Here is a 26,317-nt window from a genome sequence, read left to right on the forward strand (position 1 = left end):
CGAAGGCCGCCGTCAGGACCGCCTGCGGGAGCCGGGTCGCGGCGAGACCGGCCACCGCCGCCGGGACGACGCCCGCCGCGGCGAACGCGGCCCCGGCCTTCCAGCGGACGTGTCCGGCGCGGGCGTGGGCGTACAGCGCGGTCGCGGAGGTGGCGGTGACGATGAACAGGCTCGCGGTGGTCGCCGCGGCCGGGCTGAGGCCGAGCAGGTAGATGAGCGCGGGTATCGCCAGGACGCTGCCGCCCCCGCCCAGCGCGCCCAGCGCGAGACCGACCACGGCCCCGGCGGCCAGGGCGAGGATGAGCACGCTCACGCGGCGGAACCGGTGGTGACCGTCAGCCCCGCCTGCCGCGCCGCGTCGAAGCCGTCGTCCACGGCGACGACCGCACGGCCCTCCGCGTCGAGCAGGGACGCGGCGATCGCCGCGCGCATCCCGCCCGCGCAGTGCACCCACACCTCGCCGTCCGGCACCTCACCGGATCGCTCGTGGAGTTCGTGCACGGGGATGTGGACGGAGTCCCGTACGTACCCCTCGGCCCGCTCCGAGTCGCGGCGCACATCGAGCACCACGACCCGCTCACCGCGTTCGCGGGCCCGCTTCAGGGCCGCGAAGTCGGTCCGGGGGAAGGACCGGGGCTCGTCGCCCGCGCGCAGCCAGGCGTCCGGTCCGCCCGTGGCGGCGGCGGCCGGGCGGTCGATGCCGACCCGGACCAGCTCCCGCTGGGCGTCCGCGAGCTGCTCGGCGGTGGCGGCGAGCAGGGTCACCGGCTTGCCCCACGGGATCAGCCACGCCAGGTACGTGGCGAGCTTGCCCTCGCCCTCGAAGTTGAAGGTCCCCGCCACGTGCCCCTCGGCGAACGCGGTACGGCTGCGGAGGTCCACGACCCACTCCCCGGCGGCCAGGCGCTGTGCGATCTCCTCCGCGCCGGCGGTCCTCGGCGGGGTCAGGTCCACGGGGGCCGGTCCGCCGGCATTGAGGGGCGCCATGTGCGCGTAGTACGCGGGGACGTCCTCGAGACCGGCGAGCATCCCGGCCACGAAGGTGTCGACGTCCTGGGTCAGGGCGTCGTTGCCCGTCCGCTCCGCGCCGATGGTCGTGGAGTCGCCCTCGGCCTGCGCGGACGAGCAGAAGCTGCCGAAGCCGTGCGTGGGGAGGACCCGGACGTCGTCGGGGAGCTCCCCGGCGAGCCGGTGGGCGGAGGCGTGCTGGGCCCGGGCCAGCTGCACGGTCAGCCTGGGCTCCACGAGGTCGGGGCGCCCGACCGTACCGATGAGCAGCGAGCCCCCGGTGAACGCGGCGGTCTCCCGGCCGCTCTCGGCGAGCACGTACGAGGTGTGGTGCGGGGTGTGCCCGGGGGTGGCGAGGGCCCTCAGTTCGAGGCCCGCGTCCACGGTGAACCGGTCGCCGTCCGCGACGGGGACCCGCGCGAAGGAGACCCGGGCCGCGGCCGGGACCAGGTACCGGGCGCCGGTCAGCCGGGCCAGCTCCGGGCCGCCGGTGACGTAGTCGTTGTGCACATGGGTCTCCGCCACGTACGCGATCCGCACGCCGCGCGCGGCGGCGGCCGCGAGGACCCGCTCCACGTCACGCGGGGGATCCACGACGACGGCCGTCGCCTCCCCGCCGGCCAGGTAGCTGCGGTTGCCCAGACCTTCGGTCTCCAGGGTGTCCACGAAGAACACGGTCGACTCCCTCCATCACCCATCACAGTCGGTACGGTTACCCCGGGGGGTATCCGTTTTCCACTGTAACAGGGATACCCCCCAGGGTATTTCCCGGGCCGTGGGCGCCCCGGGGAGCGGGCGCCGCCCCGCGCTACGCCTTGCGCGCGAGCAGGTGCACTTCCTGGAACTGGCGCCGGTCGTCCGGCCGGGGCTCGCGGACCATCCGGGCCGTCTCGGTCAGCCCGTGAGCCCGCAGCAGACCGGCGAGGTGGTCGGGCGACCACCGGTAGGCCGTCGCGACGGCGTGGTCGAAGGACTGCGTGGGGTGGCCGGGTCCGTCGGTGGCGGAGAAGCCGATGAGAAGGTGGCCGCCGGGTGCGAGCACGCGCCCGAACTCGGCGAGGACGGGCGGAAGCTCCGCCGGCGGGGTGTGGATCACGGACCACCGCGAGAGCACACCGGCCAGGGAACCGTCGGCGATGTCGAGCGCGGCCATCGACCCGACGTCGAACCGCAGCCCCGGGCAGGCCGACCGGGCCAGCTCGACCATGGCGGGCGAGGCGTCGACACCGAACGGGTCGAGCCCCAGCCCGGCCAGGTGGGCGGTGACGTACCCGGGCCCGCAGCCGAGGTCCGCCACCCGGCCGCCCGCGCCGACGGCCTCGGCGAAGACGTCCAGCATCGCGCGGTCCAGCGGGCTGTCGCGCAACGAGTCGCTGAACAACCGCGCGTACAGCTCGGCGGCGTCGTCGTAGGCGGCCCGGGTGACGGAGAGGGCTTCGTGTTCGACCATGGCGGCGAGGGTAGTGCCTCAGGGGACAGGGCCGGTCGCGAGCCCGGCGTGGGTCTCGACGTCGTAGCGGACACCGTCGTACGCCGGCTTCCTGCCGCTGCCGCGTTCTTCGGCGGGGCCCGGGAGGCGAGGGCTGGGCGGCGGGACTGGATGAGCACGACGGCGGCTGGTGGCCGCGCTTCGACCGGGACGTCATGACCGGCTCGCTCACGGAGAACGCCCGGCGCTCCTTCCACGAGGAGGGGGACCGGGTCGCGTGTCCCGCCCAGCTCGTCCGGTCCGCAAGGGCCTCGTCCCGGCGGACGAGGTGGACGAGGTGGACGAGTGAAAGCGCCCGGTGTTCGGGACGGTCGCCGCGTTCGCCGGGGCGGGCGGCAGCCCGGGCGCTACCCCTCAGCCGCCGTGAACGGGTGAGGGACGCCCTGCCGGTGGCCCGGCACTCCCGAGCGGTGGTGCGACGGCCGCGGGCGGACCGCTGAGAAGCTACGGGGGTACGGGCTTCGTACCCGTACCGCCGGCCCTCCCCCCAGGAGCAGCACTCGATGGACGCGACCACCGCAGATGCCCCCGCCCCCCTCAGCGAGGCGTTCCTCGCCGCCCTGCGCGGGGAGCTGGGCGATCTCGTCGACGCCTCGGCCACGACCCGGGCGGTCTACTCGTCCGACGCGTCGAACTACCGGATCGTCCCCGGGGCCGTGCTCACGCCCCGGACGAAGGAGGACGTGGTCACCGGGGTCGGGATCGCGCGTGAACACCGGGTTCCGGTCACCGTGAGGGGCGGCGGGACCTCGTGCGCCGGGAACGCGGTGGGGCCGGGGCTGGTGATCGACTTCTCGCGCTCGATGAACCGCGTGCTGTCCGTCGACCCCGCCACCTCGACGGCCGTGGTCGAGCCGGGCGCGGTCCTGAGCACGCTGCAGGCGGAGGCCCTGCCGCACGGGCTGCGGTTCGGGCCCGACCCCTCGACGGCCACGCGCTGCACGATCGGCGGGATGATCGGCAACAACGCGTGCGGGCCGCACGGCCTCTCGTACGGGCGTACCGCCGACAACGTGGTGTCGATGACCTGGCTGACGGGCGGCGGCGCGGTGATCACGGCGGGCTCGGGGCCGGACGCGCTCGCGGAGGTGCCGGGGCTGGACGCGTTCGTCGCGGAGCACCTGGCGGTCCTGCGTACCGAGTTCGGGCGGTTCGGACGGCAGATCTCCGGCTACTCACTGGAACACCTGCTGCCGGAGAACGGGCGCAACCTCGCGGCCGCGCTGACCGGCACGGAGGGCAGTTGCGGAATCCTGCTCGAAGCCGTGGTCCGGCTGGTCCCGCAGGCGCCCGCTCCGGCGCTCGCGGTCCTGGGGTACGCGGACATGGCGACGGCCGCGGACGACGTGCCGCGCCTGCTGCCGTTCCGCCCGCTCGCGCTGGAGGGCCTGGACGCGCAGCTCGTGGAGGTGGTCCGCCGGGCACACGGCCCCGGCTCCGTCCCCACGCTGCCCGCGGGCGGCGGCTGGCTGATCGCCGAGGTGGGCGGGGCGACCTCGCGGGAGGCGGTCGAGGCGGCGCGCGTGCTCGTCGCGGCCTCGACGGCAGCCGACAGCGTCGTCCTGCCCGCCGGCCCCGAGGCGGTCCGGCTCTGGCAGATCCGGGCCGACGGGGCCGGTCTGGCCGGACGCACCGCCGACGGCAAGCAGGCGTGGCCGGGCTGGGAGGACTCCGCCGTGCCGCCGGAACGGCTCGGGGACTATCTGCGCGGGCTCCAGGCACTGATGGCCGAGAAGGGGCTCTCCGGCCTGGCCTACGGCCACTTCGGCGACGGGTGCGTCCACGCCCGTATCGATTTCCCGCTCGACGCCGGGGGCGCGCCGATGCGCGACTTCCTCGAACGCGCCGCCGCCCTGGCCGCCGGGCACGGCGGATCGCTTTCCGGCGAACACGGCGACGGCCGCGCCCGCTCCGAGCTGCTGCCGACGATGTACGGCCCCGGGGCGCTGCGCGCGATGGAGGCGTTCAAGGCGCTCCTGGACCCGGACGACGTCATGAACCCCGGTGTCGTCGTCCGCCCCGCGCCGCTGGACGCGGACCTCCGGCGGCCCGGGGCGCGCCGGCTGCGGGCGACCGACGGTTTCGCCTTCGCGCATGACGGCGGGGACGTCACGGACGCCGTGCACCGGTGCGTCGGGGTGGGCACGTGCCGGGCGGACCTGCGCGGCCAGGGCGGCTTCATGTGCCCCTCGTACACGGCCACCCGTGACGAGAAGGACTCCACGCGGGGGCGGGCGAGGGCGCTCCAGGAGATGCTGAACGGCGGGTTCGTCGCGGAGGGCTGGAGCTCGCCGGAGGTCCACGAGGCGCTGGACCTGTGTCTGAGCTGCAAGGCGTGTGCCACCGACTGCCCGACGGGGATCGACATGGCCGCGTTCAAGTCGGAGGCCCTGCACCAGACGTACAAGGGCCGTCGCCGCCCGCTGAGCCACTACACCCTGGGCCGGCTCCCACGGTGGCTGCGCCTGCTCGCGCCGCTGGCCCCGCTGGCCAACCTGGCCGGCCGGGTGCCGGTGGTGCGGCGGATGACGATGAGCCTGATCGGCGCGGACGCGCGCCGCTCACTGCCGCCGCTGCCGGCGAGGCCGTTCCGGTGGAGCGGGGCTTCCCGGACACGGCTCGGGGCGGACGGCCCCAAGGTGCTGCTCTGGGTCGACTCCTTCTCGGACGCGCTCGCACCGGACATCCCCCGGGACGCCCTGGAGGTGCTGACGGCGGCCGGCTGCGACGTGGCGGTCGCGGCGCCGGGCGCGTGCTGCGGCCTGACCCTGATCTCCACGGGCCAGCTGACCGCCGCCAAAGCGAAGCTCCGCTCCACGGTGGACCTGCTGCTCCCCCACGTCCGGGCCGGCCGCACGGTGATCGGCATCGAGCCGAGCTGCACGGCGACGCTCCGCTCGGACCTGGTGGAGCTCCTGCCGGACGACCCCGGGGCGGCGGAACTCGCGGGCGCGGTCAGGACGTTCGCCGAATTCCTCACCTCGATCGACTGGACGCCCCCGCGGACGGCGGAACGCCTCCTGGTCCAGCCCCACTGCCACCACTACGCGGTGATGGGCTACGAGGCGGACCGCTCGCTGCTCCGGTCGATGGGCTGCGACATCGAGATCTCCCCGGGGTGCTGCGGCCTGGCCGGAAACTTCGGCATGGAGAAGGGCCACTACGAGGTCTCCGCGCGGATCGCCCGGGAGGGCATCCTCACCCGGGCGACCGCCGCCCCGGACCGCCGCATCCTCGCGGACGGCTACTCCTGCCGCACCCAGGTCCGGGACCTGGCGGGCCTGGACAGCCGCCATCTGGTGCAGGTGATCGCGGAGGCGTTGCGGGGGTGAGGGGCAAACGCGCTGGAATGCCGACGGCCCCGTTGGCGGATCACCGGCCAACGGGGCCGCGCCTCACGCGGTGGGGCGACTCAGACGCCCAGGGTCCCGTCCTTCACGGCCGACACGAAGGACGACCAGTCGTTCACGGGGAAGGTGAGGGCGGGGCCACCCAGGTCCTTGCTGTCACGGACCGGGACGACATCGGCGAAGCTGTGGGAAACCTCCACGCACGCCCCACCGTCCTGGTTGCTGTGGCTGCTCTTGCGCCAGGTCGCGACGCTCAGGTCGAGGTCGATGGATCGCACGACAGTTCCTCCAACATACGCAAGATGAATTTTCGCGACTCGGCCGGGGAAAGTGCCAGGTCGCGCATCGCATCGTACGCACGTTGCATACGCTCGACCGTAACGCTTTCCTCATGCAGCTCCCCGCCGTACCCATGCTCCGTGTACGCGACCGTACGAGTGTCCTGCAACCGGAGAAACCAGACGTCGGTGCTCGACAAGCCGTGGAGTCCGGCCTCTTGAGGCAGGATCTGCAGCGTCAGGTTCGGCCGCTCCCCCGCCTCGGCCAAGTACTCAAGCTGCGCTCGCCACTCCTGGGCGCTACGCAGAGTCGTCCGGAGCACTGTCTCCGAAAGGATGGTGCGGAAGGGCGGCGGGTCGTCCCCCGTGAGCAGGTGCCGCCTTCCCATCCGCGCCTCCACCTGTTGCTCCAGGGCGTCACCACGCAGCCCTCCAGCCACGAGCAACTCCCGTGCGTAACCCGGTGTCTGCAGCAAACCGGGCACGACGCTCACCGCGAAATGCCACAGGCTCGTCGCCTCCGCCTCCAGCGCCATATACCGCCGGTACCGCTCCTTGAACTGTGTCTGATCACTGATGGCCAGTTCCCACAGCGCCAGCAGCAGACCCGGTGTCCCGTAGTGCTGGTCCAGCGCCTCCACGACCTCCGGGCCGCCGACCGTCTCGCCCTTCTCCATCTTTCCGAACAACGACCAGTCCCAACCGAGCCGTTCACCGAGCTGCCGCAGGCTGTCACCGCGTGCGGTGCGCAAGTGCCGCAACTCCTCCGCGAACCGTGCCCGTGGTTCCCTGCTGCGGCCTGTGACCGCCCGCCTCGTCGGCATCGCGCCCTCCGTGGAACGTGTGGAACGTGGCTCACCCCCTGGGGAGGCACCCTCCACCCCCGGTGTGTCACGCCTCGGACGGGGTCATGCTCGTAACGAGCCCCTCACGCACCGTATGACCGGGCGTGGGGCCGGACAGAGGAACCGCGAAAAAATACACCCGAAGGAAGACCCCTCATGAAGCCGTCCCTCCCCCGCAGGACGCCCCAGGCGGAGAACACGTCAACGGCCAAGGTTCAGGAGGCCGTCGACGCCCGCGACGACCTGGCCGCCGCCCTGAAGGCCGCCGGCATCCAACTGCCCGCGATGGACGTACGCACCCCGTGGCGGGACGGGGAGGAGCGCGCCCGGCCGGCCGATTACGCGCTCGTCCACCTCGGCATCTGCTCCGCGCCCGTGGCGCACGCCCTCGCCGGAGTGATCCGGAAGGGAGCGGCCGGGTGACCGACGCCGGCGTCCCCCGCGTCGGAACGGCCGTGCACGATGCCGGGAGCGGCCGAGTGGGCCTGGTGACGGGCCGCGACGGCCCCCGCCTCCGGCTCCGCCCTCTCGGTGGTGGCCGCGAATGGCAGGCGGACCCCGCCCGCGTACGCCCGCTCGGCCCCGCCGAGTTGCTGAGCGCCCGCGTCGCCGAGGCCAACGCCCGCAGCCGCACCGGCCTCGGTGTCGGCCGCATACGGGGCTCCCCCCATGCCGGCCCGGCTGAAGAAGATGCCCGGTGAGGGCACGGACGGCGGTCAGGGCCCGCACGACGGCGCGGTAGTCGGCCGCGGTTCAGGGCCCAGGGAACCCGCCGCGTCAGGGCGGCGGGGGACGGCTGGCCCTGAAGGCAGACCAGGGAGGCGCACCGGGTGCCGTACGTGTCGGCGGCTGCGGCGAGCGCCGACCGGTTCTGGCGGACACGGGCCATCGGCGGCACCGGGCCGGGCGTGGGCACGGCCCAGGAGCCGGGAGGAGAACGCGGGAAGCGACACCGACGGTTCGGCCGGGAGGGCTTTCACGGCGGTCGAGGGCCCGTCCACCGAAGTGGCCGATGCTGCCGGAGGGCGGCGCCTCCTCCGACGTCGAGGACCACGACGCCTACGACCTGGCCCGGGGAGCGCTGCTGCGCCTCGTGGACCGGATCGCGCCGGACTACAAGGACTGAGCGTCCCGGCCCGGCTCTTGCGCAGGGGCGTCGAGGCTGGCCACACTGGCCCGCCCGTACGCCGTGCTGCCCGAGACCTGGAGCCCCGTTGAACACGTCACCGGTGAACCCCGAGGCCGATCGGCCGCACCGCCCGGACCCGGCCGGGGGCTGCCCGCACGCGGCCAACGCCCGGCTGCTGGCCCGGGGGGCGGTCGCTCCGGTGGTCCTTCCCGGCGAGGTACGGGGGATGGCGGTGCTGGGCCACGAGGCGTTGAAGGAGTTCCTCGCGCATCCCGACGTCGCCAAGAGCGCCCAGCACTTCACGGCGCTCCAGGCCGGGGGGATCCCCGACGGCTGGCCGCTGAAGACGTTCGCCACGGTGCAGGGGATGACCACCGCGGACGGCGCCGACCACCGGCGGCTGCGGTCGCTGATGGGCAAGGCGTTCACGGCCCGGCGGGTGGAGGAACTGCGTGCGTACGTGGAGGAGCTGACGTCCCGTCTGCTGGACGGCCTGGCGGCGGCCGCCGACGGCGACGGCACCGTCGATCTGCGCGCCCACTTCGCGCTGCCGCTGCCCATGGGCGTCATCTGCGAACTGCTGGGCGTGGACGAGGCCCACCACGACCGGCTCCACCGCCTCTCCAACCAGCTCGTGGCCACGGACATCGGCCCGGCCGAGGTGATGGCGGCCAACCGGGAGACGGCGGAGACCCTGAGTGCGGTCGTAGCCGCCAAGGCCGCCGCTCCGGGGGACGACCTCACCAGCGCGATGATCGCGGCCCGTGCGGAGGACGGCGACCGGTTCAGCCCTCAGGAGCTGATCGGCACGCTGATGCTGACCATCGTCGCGGGGCACGAGACGACGCTGAATCTGATCACCAACGCCGTACGCGCCCTGTGCGCCCACCGGGACCAGCTCGACCTGGTGCTCTCCGGCGCGGCGAGCTGGGCCGACGTCGTGGAGGAGACCCTGCGCTGGGACAGCCCGGTCAGCTACTTCCCCTTCCGCTACCCGACCCGCGACCTCACCCTGGACGGCACCGTGATCCCCCGGGGCACCCCGGTCCTCGCGGGCTACTCCGCCGCCGGCCGCGACACGAGGGCCCACGGCCCGGACGCGGCCCACTTCGACATCACCCGCACCGGCACGTCCCGCCACCTCTCCCTGGGCCACGGCGCCCACTACTGCATGGGCGCGCCCCTGGCCCGCCTGGAGGCCACCACGGCCCTGGAACAGCTCTTCACCCGCTTCCCGGGCCTGGACCTCGCGGTTCCGGAGGCGGAGCTGCCGCGCCACCGCTCGTTCGTGGGGAACAGCGTGCGGAGACTGCCGGTGCGGCTGCGGGGGTGACGCGTCCGGCCCCGCGGGGCCGGACGCGTCGGGTCTAGCGGCGTTGCAGTGACTTGACGTTGTCGCCGAAGGACCAGCCCTTCGAGCCGTCCCAGTTGAGGGACCACGTCATCAGGCCCTTGAGCGAGCCGTTGAACGTGTTCCACGCCTGGCTGACCTGACCGGGCGTCATGTAGCCGCCGCCCGCGCCGGGCTGGGCCGGCAGGCCGGGCACCTGCTTGTCGTACGGGACCTTGATGGTGGTGCCCTGGATGGTCAGGCCGTTGTTGAGGCAGGTGGTCTGAGCGGCGAAGCCCTCCACGGTGCCGGCCTGGTACGAGTCGCCCGAGCAGCCGTACATGCTGCCGTTGTAGTACTGCATGTTGAGCCACCACAGCCGGCCGTTGTCGACGTACTTCTTGATGATCGGCAGGTACGCGCCCCAGATGGACCCGTAGGTGACGCTGCCGCCGGTGACGTACGCGGTCTCGGGCGCCATCGTCAGGCCGAAGCCCGCCGGCATCCTGGCCAGCACGCCGTCGATGATGCGGATCAGGTTGGACTGGGAGGCGGACAGCGTGTTGATGTTCCCGCTGCCGGACAGACCGGTCTCGATGTCGATGTCGATCCCGTCGAAGTTGTACTTCTTGAGGATCGGCACGACCGTCTCCACGAAGCGGTCGGCGACCTTGCTCGACGACAGGTCGATGCCCGCGGCCGCGCCGCCGATGGACATCAGGAGCGTGGCGCCGTTCGCCTTGGCCTGGCACATCTCCGCAGGCGTCGACACCTTCACGCCCGCGTCCATGCCGTCCTCCCACAGGACGGTTCCGTCCGAGAGGATCACCGGGAAGGCGGCGTTGATGACGTTGTAGCCGTGCTGGGCGATCCGGCTGTCGGTGATGGGGACCCAGCCCATGCCGGGGTGCACGCCGTTCGAGGCGCCGTCCCAGTTCTCCCAGTACCCCTGGAGCACCTTGCCGGCCGGCTTGGGCTTCGTGGCGCAGGTGGCGTCGCCCGGGGGGTCGGTGGGCGGGGGCGTGGTCGGCGGGTCGGTGGGCGGCGGGGTGGTCGGCGGGTCGGTGGGCGGAGGCGTGGTCGGCGGGGGCGTCGACCCGCCGGGACCGGTGAGCGACACGTCGTCCGCGAAGTACGCGGGTGTCCCGTACCAGCCGTGCAGGTAGACCGTCACCGACGTGGTGTTCGCACCGGTGGTGAAGTCGACGCTCAGTTTGCTGTACGACGAGGAGCTGGGCGTCCAGGTCTGCGGTTCGCTGGTGGCACCGGTGCCGCCGGCGCCGAGGTAGACGTAGCTGCCCTGGACGAAGGCGCTCAGCGTGTACTTGGAGTTGGGCTGCACGCTGACCGTCTGGCTGCACTGGGCGTTGCCCAGGCCGGACGGCGTGGCCTTCAGCGCGGACGAACCGGAGTGCGCCGGGCTGCTGACGGCCTGGCCGGAACCGTTGGCGCAGGTCCAGCCGGAAAGGCCGTTCTCGAAACCGGAGTTGGTCACCAGGTTGGCGGCATCGGCAGCGCCGGCCGAACCGGAACCGACCAGGGCGACGCAGGCGCCGAGAACGGTGGCGGCGCTCAGCCCCGCGATCGTACGGGTCAGAACGGTCGAGCCGCGCCGAGTCCGGACGGCGGCCGAAGGCCCGTCATCCGTCCCAGGCGAAGCAGTACGAATCCTCCGATGGAACATGTCGTGCTCCATTCTCGCCACGTGCCGTGGCGCGGGCGTGCGCAAGGGGTGGACGCACGGCCCCGGATGAACTGGAGAGATGCGGTCCGGCGATCGACGGAATCGTAGGAAGGGGGCCTGGGCCCGTCAATAGGTCTGGACCAAAGGTGCCCGACTGTCGGGGGCCCCGCTTGACGGAACTTGACGGACCGGGCCCCGCCCGGCGCATCGCTTGCGCGCGAGCCCGGTCCGGTGCGAGAGTGCCGGACCCCAGCCCGTGGTCGCGACCTGAAGCCGCGTGCCGGCGAGCGCGAGCCGGCCCGGGACCGGAGCGGCGTGCCGAGGGCCGGCGGAGGTGTGCGCGGGACGTCAGCCCGAACGCCGGTACCGCATGGCGTTGACCCGCCGCCCGGCGGCGAAGAGCGGCAGCCCGGCCGCCAGCGTGACCTGAAGGGCGCAGCCGGTCACCAGAAGCTCCTCGGCTCCCCCAGGTTGGTGGCCCAGGCGGCCAGGCATCCGTTGTTGACCGCCGCCCACGCGATGGCGGCGACCGCTGGCTTACCCGCCTCCCGCCGTGCCCGGTGCGGCGGACGCGGCGGCCCCGCCGGGGCGCAGGCGAAGCCCGGCTGGCATTTTTATGCCGCTGCCGACTTCATACGGCACGTTCATGCCGAACTCCTTACCTTGTGTGCGCAAGTCGGCATCACTAACGTTCGGATTCCAAAGTCCGACTATTCAGGTGTCACTATCTCCTGCACAAAGCAAAGGATCTGACGTGACCTCTGCCCTGCACTCGCCTGTTGGCATTGATGACCCGTGGCTCAACATCGGGAAGCATCATCTCGTATCGAGGCTGCTGCTGGGAATCGAGCAGTACACCGACCCCGCGCTTGTGGCAAAGGTGCTGGAGGCGTCCGGGACGGACGTCTTCATCACCACCTATGACCTTGAGCAGACGCGGGGAAGCCTCCTGCTGGACGACCTGGATCAGAAGATCGAGCTGTCCCGCTACGCGTGGATCGGCACGACCTCGTTCGCGTACTCGGCCGATGTCGCCGTCCGCACGGCGCACCACCTGCGTGCGACCCTCGGCCTGGACGTGATCAAGCTCGACGTCCGTGACGCCGGCAACGGCCCCGACGGTCCCGCCACGATCACCGCCGCGCGCCAGTTGCTCGCCGACGGCTTCAGCATCATGCCGTTCGTGCACCCCGACATTCACGTGGCCCTGGAGCTTCAGGACATGGGGTGCTCCGCGATTCGCCTCATGGCATCGCCTGTCGGCAGCTACCGCGGAATATCCGATCCCGAAACAATGCGCAGGTGTATCGACGCGCTGAGTGTGCCCGCCGTCGTGGAAGGCGGAATAGGCTCTCCCGCGCATGTCACCGAAGCCATGGAATTGGGCGCTGCGGCAGTTCTGGTGAATACGCTGGTCGCGCAGGCGGAGGATCCGGTTGCCATGGCAGCCGCGGTCCGGCAGGCCGTCTCGGCGGGAATTCCGGCAGTTCAGGGTTCCTGACGTGCCATTCACGCTGGGCCCGATGGAGGCCGTTCTCTTCGACTTGGACGGCGTACTGATCGACACCGACGCCGCCGTCGCGGCACTCTGGCGCAGGGCCGCCGAGTCGGTCGGGCGCGACCTGAGCCCCGAGGACATGCGGACGAACGTCCTCGGCTGCTCGCCCGAGCGCACCATCGAGCGCGTCTTCGGTGACTGCCCGGAGGCTGACCGTCTCCGCGTACTCGAAGAGGTCCGTGCCGGAGAGCCCGAACTGGGTTGGGAAGCACTGCCGGGGGGCCGGAACCTCGTCCGCGCCCTGGCCGCAGCGGGCGTACCGCTGGCCCTGGTGACCAGCGCGTCGGCTGCTCGCGCCACGGCGGTCACGCGAGGGCTGGGGCTCACGGGCCACTTCGCGGCGATGGTCACCTGGGAGGACGCGGCGCGCGGCAAGCCCGACCCCCAGCCGTACATGATCGCGGCCGACCGGCTCGGGGTCCCCGTCGGCGGGTGCGTGGTGTTCGAGGACTCCGAAAGCGGCGTCCAGTCCGCTGTGGCCGCCGGGGCGACCTGCGTCGCCGTGAGCGTCCGCGGCTACCGGAGCGAGCTGTCGGCGCTCGGGGCGGCCCACGTCATCACGTCGCTGGACCACGTCCGGCCCACATCAGCCGGTCCCCACGCGGAACTGTGTCTTCTCGCGGACCCCCATGGCTGAGCGCACCCGTCCGGCGGAACGCATCCGCCGCCGCAGGACCGCGGCGGGACAGCTCCTGACCCTCGCCAGGTCCGCCGGCACGCCCGTCGTCCTGGGCACCTGCGTGCTCCACCTGGTGGCCGGGGCACTGCCCGTCGTGTTCGTGGTGTGCGTCGGTCTGGCCCTGCAGCGGCTCTCCGGCGGTGGCGGCGTCTCCACGCCGCTCGCCGTCGCGGTCGGCGCCTTCTTCGTCCAGCAGATCCTGATCCCCGTCCAGGGAGTCGCGTCGCAGAGCATCGCCCGCCGGGTCGACGCGTACTGCACGGCACGGCTCATGCGCTCGGCCGGTACGGGGATCAGCCTGCGTGCCCTGGAACGGCCCGAAACGGCCGACGCGGCGCGGGACGCGGGCGAGGCGCTGAGCAACCGGACCCTGACACCCGGCGCGGCCGTCGAGGGCGCGCTGGCGCTCATCGCGAGGTACACGCAACTGGCCGGCGCTGTGCTCGTGGCGGCGATCGCGACGGGGCCGTTGGTCGCCGTCGCGGGGCTGGCGGTCGCGCTGATCTGCCGGTTGGGGCAGACGGCCGCGTTCGTGCGCTGGGGACAGCACGTCAGGAGCTTCTCGCGCGCCCGTCGCCGCCTCGCGTACCTGCGGGACCTCGCCGTGGGGACGCGGGCGGCCAAGGAGATCCGGCTGCTCGGCCTCGTCGACTGGCTGGACCGGCGCTACGCCGCCGAGAGCGTCGGCCTGCTCGGCCCGCTGTGGGCTTGGCGGCGGCGGGTCTACGGACGCCCGTTCGTGCTGTACACGCTCCTCGGCCTGGTCTGTGCCGTCGGCGGTCTGCTCGCGCTGGCCATGGACCCGGGGCTGCGGGTCGGGGCCCTCTCCATGGGTTTGCAGGTCCTCGTGATGTGCGTCCGGTTCGGCGTCGTCTTCCCCGAATCCGACGTCAAGATGATCTACGGCCGCAGCGCCTGGGAGTCGCTTCTCACGTTCGAGCGGCTCGGTGCCGCTTCGGACACCGCGCTTCCGACGGCCCCCCGCGGGACGGGCGTCGGCTGCCCGGAAGGGGACATCGTCTTCCACGACGTGCGTTTCGGTTACGAGCCCGGCCGGCCGGTCCTGAACGGGCTGGACCTGACCATAGCCGCAGGGGCGTCGACGGCGGTCGTGGGCGTGAACGGTGCCGGGAAGAGCACGCTGGTCAAGCTTCTCACCGGCCTCTACGAGCCCGGCGGGGGAAGAATCACCTGCGGCGGCGTCGACCTGGCCGAGATCGACCGGCGGCAGTGGCAGCGTTCGCTGTCCGTCATGTTCCAGGACTTCACCCGGTACGAGCTCTCCCTGCGGGACAACGTGGCGATGGGGGCGATCGGCCGGCGCGACGACGACGCCGGTATCGCCGCCGAACTGGACCGGGTCGGGCTCGGTGGCCTCGCGGATGCACTGCCGGCCGGACTGGACACCCCGCTCGGCCAGTCCGTGACGGGAGGAGTGGACCTGTCCGGCGGCCAGTGGCAGCGCGTCGCCCTGGCCAGGTCGCTGTTCGCCGTTCGCCATGGCGCCCGCGTCCTGGTCCTCGACGAACCCACCGCCCAGCTCGACGCGCGCGGGGAGGCGGACTTCTACGAGACGTTTCTGGAACTCACCAAGGGAACGACCAGCATCGTGATCTCGCATCGGTTCTCCACCGTGCGCCTGGCCGACCGGATCGTCACCATCGGTGACGGCAGGGTGCGCGAAGGCGGAACCCACGACGAGCTGGTCGCCGCGGGAAACGAGTACGCCGCCATGTTCGAGGTGCAGGCACGCCGCTTCGCGCCCGTGGGTGGCGCGGAATGAAGGACTTCCTGTTCTGCTTCAGGTTTCTGCTCGGCCTGTCCTGGCGCTCCAGCCGGCGGCGTCTCGTCCTGGGCGGCCTGCTGCTCCTACTGGGCTACCTGGCCTCCCCGCTGGTCAGTGTGGAACTCCGGCTGATCATCGACGCCCTGGTGGCAGACCGGCACTCTTCCGCCATCGGATGGTGCCTGGCCGGCGCGGCCACCCTCATGGCCGAGCTGATGCTCGGTCACTTCGCCCATCTCTTCTACTTCGAACTCGGGGAGCAGCACGAGGAGATGCTGGGCCGCCGGCTGCTGCGGACCATCAACGAGTCCCGGGGCCTGGCGCAGTGCGAGGACCCGGCCTTCGCGGACGATGTGGACCTGGCCCGGCAGGACCTGGTCAAGATGCGCGGTACGGTCGAGTCGGTGCTCCAACTCGCCTGCCTGGTCGTCCAGACGCTGGTGACGGCGAGCATTCTCGTCTCCGTGGACGCGTGGCTCCTGCTGCTGCCCCCGGTGGCCCTCGTACCCGTGCTGCTCGGCCGCCGGGGAGAAGAGATCCTGGACCGCGCACGCGGCCGGGTGTCCGCCGCTCAGCGCTCGGTGCGCCACCTGCGCGACATCGCGTCATCCCCTGACACACAGAAGGAGATCCGCCTCTCCGACAGCCACGAGTACCTGATCGGGCTCACCGGGGACCTCGAACGGGACATCGACCGCGTGCTGGGCGAGGCCGAACGCAAGCAGGCCCTCCTCCGCGCGCTGGGCCTCGGCGTCTTCGCCGCCGCGTACGCCGCGTCGATCGTCTTCGCGTTCCACCAGGCCCACGGCGCGGCGTCCATCGGCGCCACGGTCATGGTCATCACCCTGGCCACCCAGGTCAGCAGGCAGATGGCGAGCGGCTTCGACCTCCTCAGCGCGGCCGGCGCTGCCGCTCTGTGGCTGCGGAGGCTCACCAGCCTGCGTGAGCGGGCCGGCCTGACGGCCGACGCCGCACCGGGCATGGAGCCGCCCGCGGCCATCACGGCCGGAATCGCCCTCGACCAGGTCTCCTTCACGTACCCGGGGGCCGCCGCGCCGGCGCTGCGGAGTGTGAGTCTCCACCTGCCCGCAGGGAAGTCGGTGGCGTTGGTCGGCGGCAACGGGGCCGGCAAGAGCACGCTGATCAAACTGCTGAACGGCCTCTACGAGCCCACGTCGGGCCGCGTCCTGATCGACGGCTCCGATCTTGCCGGTATCGGCGCCGACGGCTGGCGGTCCCGCGTGGCGGCACTCTTCCAGGACTTCGCCCGGCTCCACTTCTCCCTGCAGGACAGCGTGGGGGTCGGGCAGGTCTCCGACGTCGGATCGGCGGACGCCGTGCGACGGGCGATCACGCGGGCCCGGGCCGAGCCGCTCCTGGAACGCCTCGACGACGGGCTGAGCACCGTCCTCGGCAACGGCTACGACGACGGCGTCGACCTGTCGGGCGGTCAGTGGCAGAACGTCGGGCTGGCCCGCACGATGATGCGCGACCGCCCCCTGCTGCTCTGCCTGGACGAGCCCGGACACGCCCTCGACGCTCTCGCCGAGCAGTGGATGTGCGAAACGTACGAACGAACGGCCGGCGAGATCGCCGCGGCTGTGGGAGGGGTCACCATCTTCGTCACCCACCGCCTGTCCACCGTCCAGCTCGCCGACCTGATCGTGGTCCTCGACGGCGGAGCCGTGGTCGAGACGGGCTCCCACCGCGAACTCATGGAGCGCGCCGGCCACTACGCCGAGCTGTACGACCTGCAATCCCACGCCTACACCTCATAGCGCCCGGCCCCGCGCACAGGCACCCCTGATCATCCCGAGGAGACACATGAATTCCACTGACGCGCTTCGCCGTACCCTGATCTGGGCGGCAGGCGGCCCGGGAGCACCGGAGCTCTCCCGGCTCACCGAGGACGACCTCCTGTTCGCGCTGAACAAGCACCGGCTGGAATCGCGATTCCTGCACCAGGCGCGTGAGGACGGGGTGTCCCTGCCGGCCGGCCTGGCGGACCGGCTGGCCAAGCGGCAGAGCGAGTGCCTCGACCTCATCGAGAGGAAGGCGGAGCTGTACGCGCGGCTCCGCGACGCGATGCGGGAGATCGACCCCGACGGCGGCGTGGCGCCCGTGAAGGGGTTCGGCCTCTACGCGCTCACGGGTGAGGAACGGCACATCCGGTTCAGCGTGGACCTCGACGTCCTGGGGAGCGACCCGGCCGAGGTCGCCCGGGCCGCGATGTCCGTCAACGACGTGGGGTACCACCACCACGGTGAGGACCACCCCTACGTCTTCGCGCACATGCGGGAGATCGAGGTGCATACCCGCTACCTCGTCACCGGCTTCCGGAAGGGCGAGCAGGCCGGCACGTACGACGTGTCCGCCGGCGCGCCGGTCATGCAGATCGAGAATCCGTTCTCGGTGTCCGCCATCGACTACCCCGCCCTGGCCGCCAACCTCGTGGACAGCCCGCTGGGGCCCGTGCCCAGGGCCGAGTTCGCGCTGCTCATCAGGTGTGCGCACATCTATGTCGGGTTCGCGATGGACCCCCACCCGCTCCCGGTCGCCACCGTCCGGCTCGACGAGCTCGCCCAGGTGCGGGACCTGATCGCGCTCGATGCCTTCAGCGCTGCGGAGTTCCAGAAGCTGGCCGACGACTTCGACGCCGACCTGGTGGTGTCGTTCGCCCGGACTCTCTGCCGCGAGCTGCTCGGGGCCGACCCGTTCGAGGAGGCGGGCAAGGACGCGGACGTCCGCCCGGTCGCCCATGACTGGTTCCCGCAGAACCTGTGGTGGGACGGGTCCGGGGCCGGCTTCCCGGTGCTGCTCAACTGGTCGCCGATGGACCTGGTGGCGCGGGACGAGGACCAGCCGGACTTCATCCACGCGCTCGGTCCCGCCCCGGTCGCCACGGGGCCGGACGGGGCGGCGCGGGTGACGTTCCTCGCCGCCGGGCCGGACGAGTCGTCCCGGTACTTCTGGCACGAGTTCCATGGCGGCATCGGGCAGATCACAGCCGAGATCACGCTCTCCGACACGGGCATCCGCACCGCGGTCACCCTGCCGGCCACACCGGAGGACCAGATGTCGATGGTCGGCGTCGCCTCCAGGGACTCGCGGGTGGAGCTGTTCTTCAAGCCGCGGGAGGGCGAATCGGAGTTCTCCGACTACTCCTTCACCAAGCTGCCCGCCGGTTCGGCCGGCGGCGAGGGCCGTGTCTCGGGCGAGACCCACGTACTGACCGTGGACCTGCCGTGGGCCGCGTTCGGTCTGGAACAGCGCCCCGCCCCCGGCACGAAGGTCCAGCTCCTGCTGCGCGCCCGGCAGCAGCGCCGCCCCTGGAACGAGATCCCGGGCGGGATCGTCGCCCCGCTGCTGGTCTCCTGCTCGTAGGAATGAGGACACCGACCATGACCGGAAACCCATCGGACGCGCCGCTCCGGATCCTGCCGTCCCGGACCGACATCACCGCGATGGTGATCAGCAGCATCGCCCTCGTCCAGGACGAGTTCGCGCAGACCGCTGCCCTCGACTACTGGGACATGTCCGCCGCCGAGCACCATCAGGTGGTGTCCTGTCTGAGAGCCGCGGCACAGGCCGACGGGGCCGGCGAGCTCCTCGGTGCCCTGGACGCGGCGCTCGGCGGGCCTCTTCGGCCGGGCCCGGCCCGGAGACTCGCCGAACTGACCGAGCCGGGCATCGCGCTCGGCTGCGACACCCGAAGCACCGACGGCCCCCCGGAACGGCGGCAGGCGTGGCGCGCCCTCGCCCTGCAGGCGGTCCGTGCCGACGCGGCCAGCCGGCTCTACACGCACCTCGGCGAAAGCCCGGCCCAGGTGGCACCGGTCGCGGCGGCCGACGTGCCCGCACCCGGGCCCGTCGCGTCCGGAGCCGGCCGGCCGACCGTCACGGTCGTCATCCCCTTCCGTGACAGGTCGGCGGACCGGAGCCGCCTCCGGAACCTGCTGGCCTGCCTGTCCGCCTTGGGCGACCAGTCCCTGCCGCGGGAGGAATACCGCGTCGTCGTCGTGGAAGCCGACTCCGAACCACGGCACGCGGAGCTGATCCGGCCACGCGCCGACCACTACCTGCACCTGCCGTGCGACGGCCACTTCAACAAGTCCTGGGCCGTGAACGCCGGAGTGGTCCAGGCCGGTGGCGACGCCGAGATCATCTGCGTCCACGATGCCGACATCCTGGTCGGCCACGACTTCCTGGAGCGGAACGTCACCAGGTTCCGCTCCCCCGGCCACCAGGCGCACTGGCCGTTCCGTGACCCGCTGTGCATGGACCCGGCATCCACGGACCTGGCGATCACTCGGCGCTGCGTCGAGGGAGCCCGGGACATCCCGTTGGGCATCATCGGCGGCGTCCGTCTCAGGCAGCCCCCCGGGCACTGCGTCTGGGTGCGGAGCAGCACCTTCCACCGTGTGGGCGGGCTGGACGAGCGGTTCGAGGGCTGGGGCGGGGAGGATCTGGACTTCGCGTTCCGCCTCAACGTCGTCGTACCGGTCGACCGGTTCGACGACGTGCTGCTCCACATGTTCCACCCCCGCCCGCAGATCACGCAGAACGGTCAGCGGTTCTACGCCGGACGCACCTTGCTGACCTGGAGCCCGTCCGGCCCGATCGGGCAGCTGGGCGGGCCTGCGGGCTCCGTCGACGACGACCTCGCCGGAATCATGCAACTGCCGGTGGGCGGCGCCTGAACGCGCCGGGCCACCGCCCGCCGGGCCGGTGCTGCAGCGGGTGACGACGGGGTGCGGCGGCCTCTGCTCCGCACCCCGTCCCCTGCTCCCTGCCCCCGCTCAAGCGCGTGGGCTGAGCAGGCGGTCCCGGTCCGCGGTCACGAGGCCGTGCACAGCCGTGGCGACCACCCGGTGCCGGAAGCGCAGGGCGGCGAACGGGGTGTTACGGGAGAGGCTCTCGCCCTTGGACGCGTCGACCTGCCAGTCGGCGTGCGGGTCGACCAGGGTGAAGGTGGCGGGTTCGCCCGCGCGCAGCGGGCGGCCCGCGGTGGCTTCGATGCCGCCGATGACGGCGGGCCGGTGCGCCATGAGGGCGGCGACCAGCGCCCAGTCGGGCTCGCCGCCGTCCCCCAGGACCTCGGCGACCACGGCGAGCGCGGTCTCCAGCCCGATCATGCCGAACGGGGCGTGGCACCAGTCGGCGGCCTTGCGATGGGCGGGGTGCGGGGCGTGGTCCGTCGCGATCGCGTCGATCGTTCCGTCGCGAAGGCCCTGGTGGAGGGCGGCGACGTCCCGCGCGGTGCGCAGTGGGGGGTTCACCTTGTAGACGGTGTCGCCGCCGGCGGCGCGGGTGTCGTCGAGCAGCAGGTGATGGGGCGTGACCTCGGCGGTGACCGGCCAGCCGCGCTGCTTCGCCCACCGGACGATCTCGACCGTCCCGGCGGTCGACACGTGGCAGACGTGCAGCCGGGCGCCGGTCTCACCGGCAAGGACCGCGTCGCGGGCCACGATGGTCTCCTCCGCCACGCCCGGCCAGGGTGGCAGGCCGGTGCGCTCGGCGGCGGGGCCGGCGTTGATCTGTCCCTCGCGGGCGAGGTCGCCGCACTGCGCGTGCTGGGCGACGACCGTGCCGGCGCGGGCGCTCTCGACGAGGGCGGCGCGCAGCAGGGCGGCGTCGTCCACGCAGCGGCCGTCGTCGGAGAACATCCGGGCACCGGCGAGGGCCATGGCGGTGAGGGGTGCCGGGACCCGGCCCGCCAGGTCCAGGGTGATGGCTCCCACCGGGTGGACCCGGCAGGAACCGACGCGCTCCCCGGTGCCGGCGATGTGCGCGACGCGCTCGGGCGCATCGGTGACCGGTCGGCAGTTGGCCATCGCGAAGACGTCGGAGTAGCCCCCGGCCGCCGCGGCGCGGGTGCCCGAGGCGATGGTCTCGCTGTCCTCGCCGCCGGGTTCCCTGAGGTGGGTGTGCAGGTCGACGAAGGCGGGCAGCATCACCAGCCCGGTGGCGTCGATCCGACGGGCGGCCTCACCGCTCCGTCCGGTGGCGCCGATGCCCGCGATGCGGCCCTCGCGTACGAGGACCTCGGTGGGCTCGCCGCCCAGGACGCGTACGCCGTGCAGGAGCGCCGTGCCGAGCGCGCCGCGGTGCCGGGCCACGGCGGGGACGTTCACGGTGGTCATCGGCGGCCCTCCGAGCGGTCGAGCCGGAAGACGGGGCCGTCCTTGCAGATCAGAGGGGACTCCTCCGGCCCGCCGCGGGTGCCGGTGGCGCAGCCGTGGCAGTAGCCGAGGCCGCAGGCCATGTGGGCTTCGAGCGACACCTGGACGTCGGCGTTCCACCTGGTGCCGAGGTCCCGGCACAGGTGGGCCAGGCGCTCGGATCCGCAGGTCATGATCTGCTGCGGCGGCTCGGCGTCCAGGTCGGTGGTCAGGCGCTCGCGCAGGGCTTCGACGGCGCTGGTGCCGGCGACGTCGGTGACCTCGTAGAGCGCCGCGGCGCCGCATTCGCGGTACAGCTGCCCGCCGATCACCGTCTGCTCGTCCCGGCCGCTGGCGACCGCGACGACGTCGGTGCCGGTCCCTGACAGCTCCTGGGCGACGGTGGTCAGCGAGCAGGTGCCGATGCCACGGCCGACCAGCAGCACCTTCCCCGCGTCCGGCGCGAGCTGGAAGCCCTGGCCCAGCGGGCCGACGACGAGCATGCGCTCGCCCGGCCGGAAGGCGCGCAGCGCGCGGGTGCCGGCGCCCACGACGCCGTAGATGATCTCGATGGTGCCGGCCTCGGTGTCCCGGCGGTAGACGGCCATCGGCCGCGGCAGCGCCGGGCCGGGTTCGCCTTCGCGGACGGCCGTGAGCATGACGAACTGTCCGGCCCGGGTCAGCCGCGCGATGCTCGGCGCCTCAAGGCGCAGATAGTGGTAGCGGTCCGAGAGCAACCGGTGCTCCAGCACCTTCGCCCGGTGCCAGGTGGGCCTCGGCCGGGTACTGCGCTCCGGGCGGATCGGCGTGAGGACCTCACGGACCGTCCCCGTCCCGGCCGTCGTGGCCGCCTTGCGTACCGGCGCTGCGGTGCTCACGCCCGGTCCTCCTTCTCGTCGCGGCGGTCGAACTGCCGGTCGAGCGCGAGCAGGCTCGCGGCCAGCACCTCGGTTCCGACCGCCAGTTCGTCGGTGCTGGTCCACTCCACGGGGCTGTGGCTGATGCCGTCCCGGCTCGGCACGAAGATCATGCCGGTGGGGACCACGTGGTTGACCATCTGTGAGTCGTGGCTGGCGCCGCTGGGCAGGACGCGGTAGTCGACGCCCAGCCCGGCGCAGGTACGGGCGATCGTGTCGCGCAGCCAGCCGGGCAGGATGACGGGTGAGGCGTCGGCGAGGGTGCGCGCGGCGAACTTCACGCCGCGGTGCGTACAGGCCGCCTGCGCCCGTTCGACGATCTCCGCGGCCGCGAAGCGCTGGCGGTCGCTGTCCACGTCGCGGACGTCGACGTACAACTGGACCCGGCCGGCGATGGTCGTGATCGATCCGGGCAACGCCTCCATGCGGCCGACGGTCGCCCGAGTGCCCCGGTGCCGGGTGTCGTTGGCGATCGACTCGATGAGCAGCACGATCTCCGCGGCAGCGGTCATCGCGTCGGCCCGCAGGTGCATCGGCGTGCCGCCGGTGTGCGAGGCGCGGCCGGTGATGTCCAGCAGCAGCCGGGTGCTGCCGGAGATCAGGTCGACCACCCCGACCGGGATGCCGGTCGATTCCAGGACGCCCCCCTGCTCGATGTGGAGTTCGAGGAAGGCCGCCCAGTCCTCGGGCCTCCACCGCGCTTCGGCCACCTGCTCGGGTGGGAAGCCGACCGACCGCATGGCCTCGGCCAGGGTGGTGCCGTGGGCGTCGCGCTTGGCGTCCAGGTCCTCGGGCTCGGTGAGCCCGGCGATGATCCTGCTGCCGGTGCACGCCTGGCCGAAGCGCGCGCCCTCCTCGGCGGCGAACGCCACGAACCGGATCGGGTGGGCGTGCCGGGTGTCCCGCTCCGCGTACATCCGGGCGGTCTCCATCGCGGCGACCACGCCGGCGATGCCGTCGAATCCTCCGGCGTTCGGCACGCTGTCCAGGTGCGATCCGGTTCCCAGGGCGGGGAGTCCGGCCGTGTCGCCGGCCCGCTCGGCGATGGTGTTGCCGGCCGCGTCGGTCCACACCGTCAGGCCGAGAGCGCGCATCTCGCGGGCGAACACCTCGTGGGCCCGCCGCTCCAGCGGGGTGTAGGCGAGCCGGGTGACACCCGGCCCCGCTCCCGGCTCGGACAGCTCGGCGAAACCGTCGAGCAGGGTCTGCAGGCGCTGCGGGTCCGCGCTGAGCGGGGCGGCGTCGATGGTGGGCGTACTCATGCCTCTCCCCCTGTGATGACGTGGGTGGCGAGAACCGCGCCGTCGTCCGCCTGGAACAGCGCGTGCAACTCGTGGCCCGCGCCGGCGAGTGCGGCACCGGCGCCCCGGCACCCGTCGATGACGGTGAAGACCCCGGCGGTACGGGCGCCGCGGGCGTGCACCAGCCGCGCGATGCGCGCGGCGCGTGTGCCGGTCGTGGTCACGGGGTCGAGGACGGCGATCTGTTCGCCGCTGTGGATCTCCCCGCGCAGCCTCGCCGGCCCGTCACCGGCCCCGGCCTCTGCCACGAGGGTGAAGGGCAGACCGGTGTGGAGTGCGACGGCGGTGGTCAGCGCTGTGCCGACGGGGTCGGCGGTGACCAGGCGGTCGGTGCGGACGGGCAGTTCCTCGGCCATCAGCGCGGCGACCCGGCGCAGGATCGTCGGCCGGATCTGGAACGCGAAGGGGTCGAGGGTGTCACCCGTCGGGCCGGCGGTTCCGGTGCCGGCCGTGCTCCCGCCCACGAGAGCGGCGGCCAGGATGTCGGCGCGGAGTTCGGCGCGGCGCCTGGCGGGATCGAGGAAGACCGCCGACACGTCGGTGGCCGCGGCGAGCTCTTGGTCCAGGGTCATCGAGGGCTCCTCGTGGCGGTGCGCGTCGTCCTGGTCCCGGTGGGAGCCGGCTCCTCGGGCGGGCCGCCCCCGGCCCCGTCCGCCTGGGCGGGGTCCCGATCGGCCGCCGCCGGGGGGCCGGCCGGCTCGGCCGCCGCGTCCCGCCACTCGCCGGTGAAGCCCAGCCCCTCGGAGAGGGCGCGGGCGGCCGTGAGTACGGTCTGTACGGCGGTCGCGCGGACGAGCGGGTCGCGCATCCGGCCACCGGCGGCGGCGAGGGTCACGCTGGCGGCCGTCGTGCCGGTGGAGGTGAACACCGGGGCGGCCACCGCCCAGACGCCGCGGTCGAGTTCGTCGTCGCAGACGTCGTATCCACGGGCCCGCACCAGCGCGAGGTGTTCGAGCACCGCCTCGACCGTGGTCGGGGTGTCCGCGGTGAACGCGGTCAGCGGGCGCTGCCCGACCAGGTCCTGCACGGCCCGTTCGGGCAGATGGGACAGGAGCGACCGGCCGGACGCCGCGGCGTGCAGGGGCATCTCCTGCCCGATGCGGACGAACAGCCGCAACGGGTGGCGGCCTTCGGACAGAGCGACGCACACCGCGCGGTCGCCGATGAGTTCGGTGAGGAAGACCGTCTCCCCGCTGGCCTCGGCCGCGGCGGAGATCGCCGGGTGCGGAGCGAACAGCAGGGCCGACCGGTCGGTGTTCTGATCCGCGAGCCGGCGGGCTTCCTGGCCGAGGAAGAAGCGCCGGTTGGCCGGAGAGCGGGTGACGAAGTCCTGCTCGGTCAGCGTGGCGAGCACCCGGTGCAGGCTGCCGACCGGGATGTCCAGCTCCTCGTGCAGCTCCTGCAGCGTGGCGCCCCTGGTCTTCGGCGCGAGGGCTCGCAGCACGTTCAGCGCGCGAATGACAACTTGCACGTTCTGTCTCCAGAGAGCGGTGGGGCGGGAGGATGTGGCCACCGCCGGGCTCATGCCAGCTCCTGTGCACGCTGCTCGGGTATGAGGAACATGGCAGCCATATCCAGGACGTAGATCACGGTGAGCAGGCCGATCGCCATGCTGAGCCCGACCTCGTCAGCGGCCATCGCCACCGCGACGGGGGCCAGACCGCCCACAGCGCGCCCGATGTTGAACAGGACGTTCTGCGCGGTGGAGCGCACCGAGGTGGGATACAGCTCGGCGATCAGCGCGCCGTACCCGCCGATCATGCCGTTGGCGAACGCGCCCATGACGGCGCCTCCGATGAGCAGCGCCCAGGGTGACACGAGCTGACTGTAGATCAACACCGAGGCAGCCGCGCCGAATTGGAATGCCCAGAAGGACCTTCGGCGGCCGATCCGGTCGGCGAGCTGCCCGAAGACGAAGATGCCCACCCCCATACCGACGACGGTGACCGCGGTCCAGGCGGACGACTTGGTGAGGCTGTAGTCGAACCGGTCGGCCAGGTACGTCGGCAGCCAGATCATGATGCCGTAGTAGCCGAAGTTCTGGACCGAGGTGAGGACCAGCACGCCGATGGTCGTGCGGGTGGTCCTGCCGTCGGCGACCAGCAGTCGCAGCGAGGCCTTGGGCTTGTTCTGCCGGCTCGCCTTGTAGGCGACGAACTTCTCCGGCTCGTGCAGGCGGGAGCGGAAGACGATGGCGATCACCGCGGGCAGCGCACCGAGGAGGAACAGCCCGCGCCAGCCCCAGAGCCCCAGCACGGGCGCCGAGACCAGTGCGGCGACCAGGACCCCGGCCTGCCAGCCCAGGCCGACCCAGGCGGTGGCCCTGGCCCGCTTCCTGGCCGGCCACGCCTCGGCGGCCAGCGTCATGCCGATACCGAACTCGCCGCCGATACCGATACCGGCGAGGAACCGGTAGACGGCGATCTCGGCGAAGCTGTGGGCCAGCGCGGTGAGGCCGGTGAACACCGCGAAGAAGACGACCGAGTAGGTCAGCATCTTCACACGGCCGATCCGGTCGGCCAGGATCCCGAAGACCACCCCGCCGAGCACCGCGCCGAACAGCGTGATCGTGGCCAGCGACCCGGCCTGGGTGTCGCCCAGGCTCAGGTCCGCGGATATGGCCGACAGCGAGAAGCCGAGGATCAGCAGGTCGAAGCCGTCCATCGCATAGCCGAGCGAGGAGGCGACGACCGCCTTCTTGGCATACGGGCTGACCTTTTCCTCTTGTGCCGCGGTATCCGGCCGACCGGAATCAGGCACCTTCACTGTCGCGTCGCCAACGTCGAACATGAATTCTCCCGC

Annotated in this window: 22 protein-coding genes and 1 pseudogene; 10 read left to right on the forward strand and 13 right to left on the reverse strand. The window is 72.5% G+C overall.

Going from position 1 to position 26,317, the window contains the following annotated elements; genetic code table 11:
* From G3I41_RS28070 to G3I41_RS28080, 3 genes are all read right to left on the reverse strand, one after another.
* Window positions 1-313, reverse strand: a 313-nt coding sequence (locus G3I41_RS28070; protein WP_164403174.1) for a TSUP family transporter, incomplete at its 3' end; no start/stop codon positions are given.
* Window positions 310-1,683, reverse strand: a complete 1,374-nt coding sequence (locus G3I41_RS28075) for an MBL fold metallo-hydrolase (protein ID WP_164403175.1) — start codon at window positions 1,681-1,683, stop codon at window positions 310-312. The genes G3I41_RS28070 and G3I41_RS28075, both read right to left, overlap by 4 nt.
* Before the next feature lie 133 nt (window positions 1,684-1,816).
* The gene (locus G3I41_RS28080) at window positions 1,817-2,458 is read right to left on the reverse strand and encodes a class I SAM-dependent methyltransferase (RefSeq protein WP_164403176.1); all 642 of its coding nucleotides are present in this window, start codon (window positions 2,456-2,458) and stop codon (window positions 1,817-1,819) included.
* 542 nt (window positions 2,459-3,000) lie between these two features.
* Between G3I41_RS28080 and G3I41_RS28085 the strand changes: the two genes are divergently transcribed.
* Window positions 3,001-5,829, forward strand: coding sequence for an FAD-binding and (Fe-S)-binding domain-containing protein (locus G3I41_RS28085; protein WP_164403177.1), 2,829 nt, complete (start codon window positions 3,001-3,003; stop codon window positions 5,827-5,829).
* A gap of 80 nt (window positions 5,830-5,909) precedes the next feature.
* Here the strand turns inward: G3I41_RS28085 and G3I41_RS28090 are convergent, their stop codons facing one another.
* Together G3I41_RS28090 and G3I41_RS28095 are read right to left on the reverse strand one after the other, a co-directional pair.
* A complete protein-coding gene (locus G3I41_RS28090) occupies window positions 5,910-6,125 on the reverse strand; it encodes a DUF397 domain-containing protein (protein ID WP_164403178.1) in 216 nt (71 codons plus the stop codon).
* Window positions 6,101-6,949, reverse strand: coding sequence for a helix-turn-helix transcriptional regulator (locus G3I41_RS28095; protein WP_164403179.1), 849 nt, complete (start codon window positions 6,947-6,949; stop codon window positions 6,101-6,103). Before G3I41_RS28095 ends, G3I41_RS28090 begins: the two co-directional genes overlap by 25 nt.
* 177 nt (window positions 6,950-7,126) lie before the next feature.
* Here G3I41_RS28095 and G3I41_RS28100 point away from each other — a divergent pair, with 177 nt between their 5' ends.
* From G3I41_RS28100 to G3I41_RS28115, 3 genes are all read left to right on the forward strand, one after another.
* Window positions 7,127-7,393: a hypothetical protein gene (locus G3I41_RS28100; RefSeq protein WP_164403180.1), complete on the forward strand. Its 267-nt coding sequence runs from the start codon at window positions 7,127-7,129 to the stop codon at window positions 7,391-7,393.
* On the forward strand, window positions 7,390-7,671 hold the full coding sequence (locus G3I41_RS28105; protein WP_164403181.1) for a hypothetical protein: 282 nt from the start codon (window positions 7,390-7,392) through the stop codon (window positions 7,669-7,671). The genes G3I41_RS28100 and G3I41_RS28105 overlap by 4 nt, the downstream gene beginning before the upstream one ends.
* 513 nt (window positions 7,672-8,184) lie before the next feature.
* Entirely contained in the window at window positions 8,185-9,432 is a 1,248-nt protein-coding gene (locus G3I41_RS28115; protein ID WP_203601763.1) for a cytochrome P450, read from the forward strand.
* A gap of 34 nt (window positions 9,433-9,466) precedes the next feature.
* Here G3I41_RS28115 and G3I41_RS28120 read toward each other — a convergent pair whose 3' ends face one another.
* Together G3I41_RS28120 and G3I41_RS37130 are read right to left on the reverse strand one after the other, a co-directional pair.
* Window positions 9,467-11,113 (reverse strand): glycosyl hydrolase family 18 protein, encoded by a 1,647-nt coding sequence (locus G3I41_RS28120; protein ID WP_164403182.1) that lies wholly within the window; start codon window positions 11,111-11,113, stop codon window positions 9,467-9,469.
* A 348-nt stretch (window positions 11,114-11,461) separates the two neighbouring features.
* Window positions 11,462-11,655, reverse strand: a pseudogene (locus tag G3I41_RS37130) (CDP-diacylglycerol--serine O-phosphatidyltransferase); the annotation flags it as partial.
* A gap of 212 nt (window positions 11,656-11,867) precedes the next feature.
* Between G3I41_RS37130 and G3I41_RS28125 the strand changes: the two are divergent.
* The 6 genes from G3I41_RS28125 to G3I41_RS28150 are packed head-to-tail and all read left to right on the forward strand — an operon-like array spanning window position 11,868 to window position 19,836.
* The gene (locus tag G3I41_RS28125) at window positions 11,868-12,614 is read left to right on the forward strand and encodes a thiamine biosynthesis protein ThiG (protein ID WP_343242238.1); all 747 of its coding nucleotides are present in this window, start codon (window positions 11,868-11,870) and stop codon (window positions 12,612-12,614) included.
* A 22-nt stretch (window positions 12,615-12,636) separates the two neighbouring features.
* Entirely contained in the window at window positions 12,637-13,308 is a 672-nt protein-coding gene (locus tag G3I41_RS28130; protein WP_164403184.1) for an HAD family phosphatase, read from the forward strand.
* Complete coding sequence (locus G3I41_RS28135) at window positions 13,301-15,133, forward strand: ABC transporter ATP-binding protein (RefSeq protein WP_164403185.1); 1,833 nt, start codon at window positions 13,301-13,303, stop codon at window positions 15,131-15,133. Before G3I41_RS28130 ends, G3I41_RS28135 begins: the two co-directional genes overlap by 8 nt.
* On the forward strand, window positions 15,130-16,914 hold the full coding sequence (locus G3I41_RS28140; RefSeq protein ID WP_164403186.1) for an ABC transporter ATP-binding protein: 1,785 nt from the start codon (window positions 15,130-15,132) through the stop codon (window positions 16,912-16,914). Before G3I41_RS28135 ends, G3I41_RS28140 begins: the two co-directional genes overlap by 4 nt.
* 46 nt (window positions 16,915-16,960) lie before the next feature.
* The gene (locus G3I41_RS28145; protein ID WP_164403187.1) at window positions 16,961-18,520 is read left to right on the forward strand and encodes a nucleotidyltransferase family protein; all 1,560 of its coding nucleotides are present in this window, start codon (window positions 16,961-16,963) and stop codon (window positions 18,518-18,520) included.
* 17 nt (window positions 18,521-18,537) lie between these two features.
* The gene (locus G3I41_RS28150) at window positions 18,538-19,836 is read left to right on the forward strand and encodes a glycosyltransferase (RefSeq protein ID WP_164403188.1); all 1,299 of its coding nucleotides are present in this window, start codon (window positions 18,538-18,540) and stop codon (window positions 19,834-19,836) included.
* Between the two features lie 99 nt (window positions 19,837-19,935).
* Here the strand turns inward: G3I41_RS28150 and G3I41_RS28155 are convergent, their stop codons facing one another.
* From G3I41_RS28155 to G3I41_RS28180, 6 genes are read right to left on the reverse strand one after another with little or no spacing between them, the layout of a single operon-like run.
* Window positions 19,936-21,279, reverse strand: coding sequence for a dihydroorotase (locus tag G3I41_RS28155; protein WP_164403189.1), 1,344 nt, complete (start codon window positions 21,277-21,279; stop codon window positions 19,936-19,938).
* Window positions 21,276-22,175: a dihydroorotate oxidase electron transfer subunit gene (locus tag G3I41_RS37720; protein ID WP_164403190.1), complete on the reverse strand. Its 900-nt coding sequence runs from the start codon at window positions 22,173-22,175 to the stop codon at window positions 21,276-21,278. The genes G3I41_RS28155 and G3I41_RS37720 overlap by 4 nt, the downstream gene beginning before the upstream one ends.
* A complete protein-coding gene (locus G3I41_RS28165) occupies window positions 22,172-23,476 on the reverse strand; it encodes a Zn-dependent hydrolase (RefSeq protein WP_164403191.1) in 1,305 nt (434 codons plus the stop codon). Before G3I41_RS28165 ends, G3I41_RS37720 begins: the two co-directional genes overlap by 4 nt.
* Complete coding sequence (locus G3I41_RS28170; protein WP_164403192.1) at window positions 23,473-24,087, reverse strand: hypothetical protein; 615 nt, start codon at window positions 24,085-24,087, stop codon at window positions 23,473-23,475. The genes G3I41_RS28165 and G3I41_RS28170 overlap by 4 nt, the downstream gene beginning before the upstream one ends.
* Window positions 24,084-24,986 (reverse strand): IclR family transcriptional regulator, encoded by a 903-nt coding sequence (locus G3I41_RS28175; RefSeq protein WP_164403193.1) that lies wholly within the window; start codon window positions 24,984-24,986, stop codon window positions 24,084-24,086. The genes G3I41_RS28170 and G3I41_RS28175 overlap by 4 nt, the downstream gene beginning before the upstream one ends.
* Before the next feature lie 50 nt (window positions 24,987-25,036).
* Entirely contained in the window at window positions 25,037-26,305 is a 1,269-nt protein-coding gene (locus tag G3I41_RS28180) for an MFS transporter (protein ID WP_164403194.1), read from the reverse strand.
* Window positions 26,306-26,317 lie beyond the last annotated feature (12 nt).

Origin of the sequence: Streptomyces sp. SID9727 (assembly GCF_010550605.1) — a bacterium.
Lineage (GTDB): Bacteria > Actinomycetota > Actinomycetes > Streptomycetales > Streptomycetaceae > Streptomyces.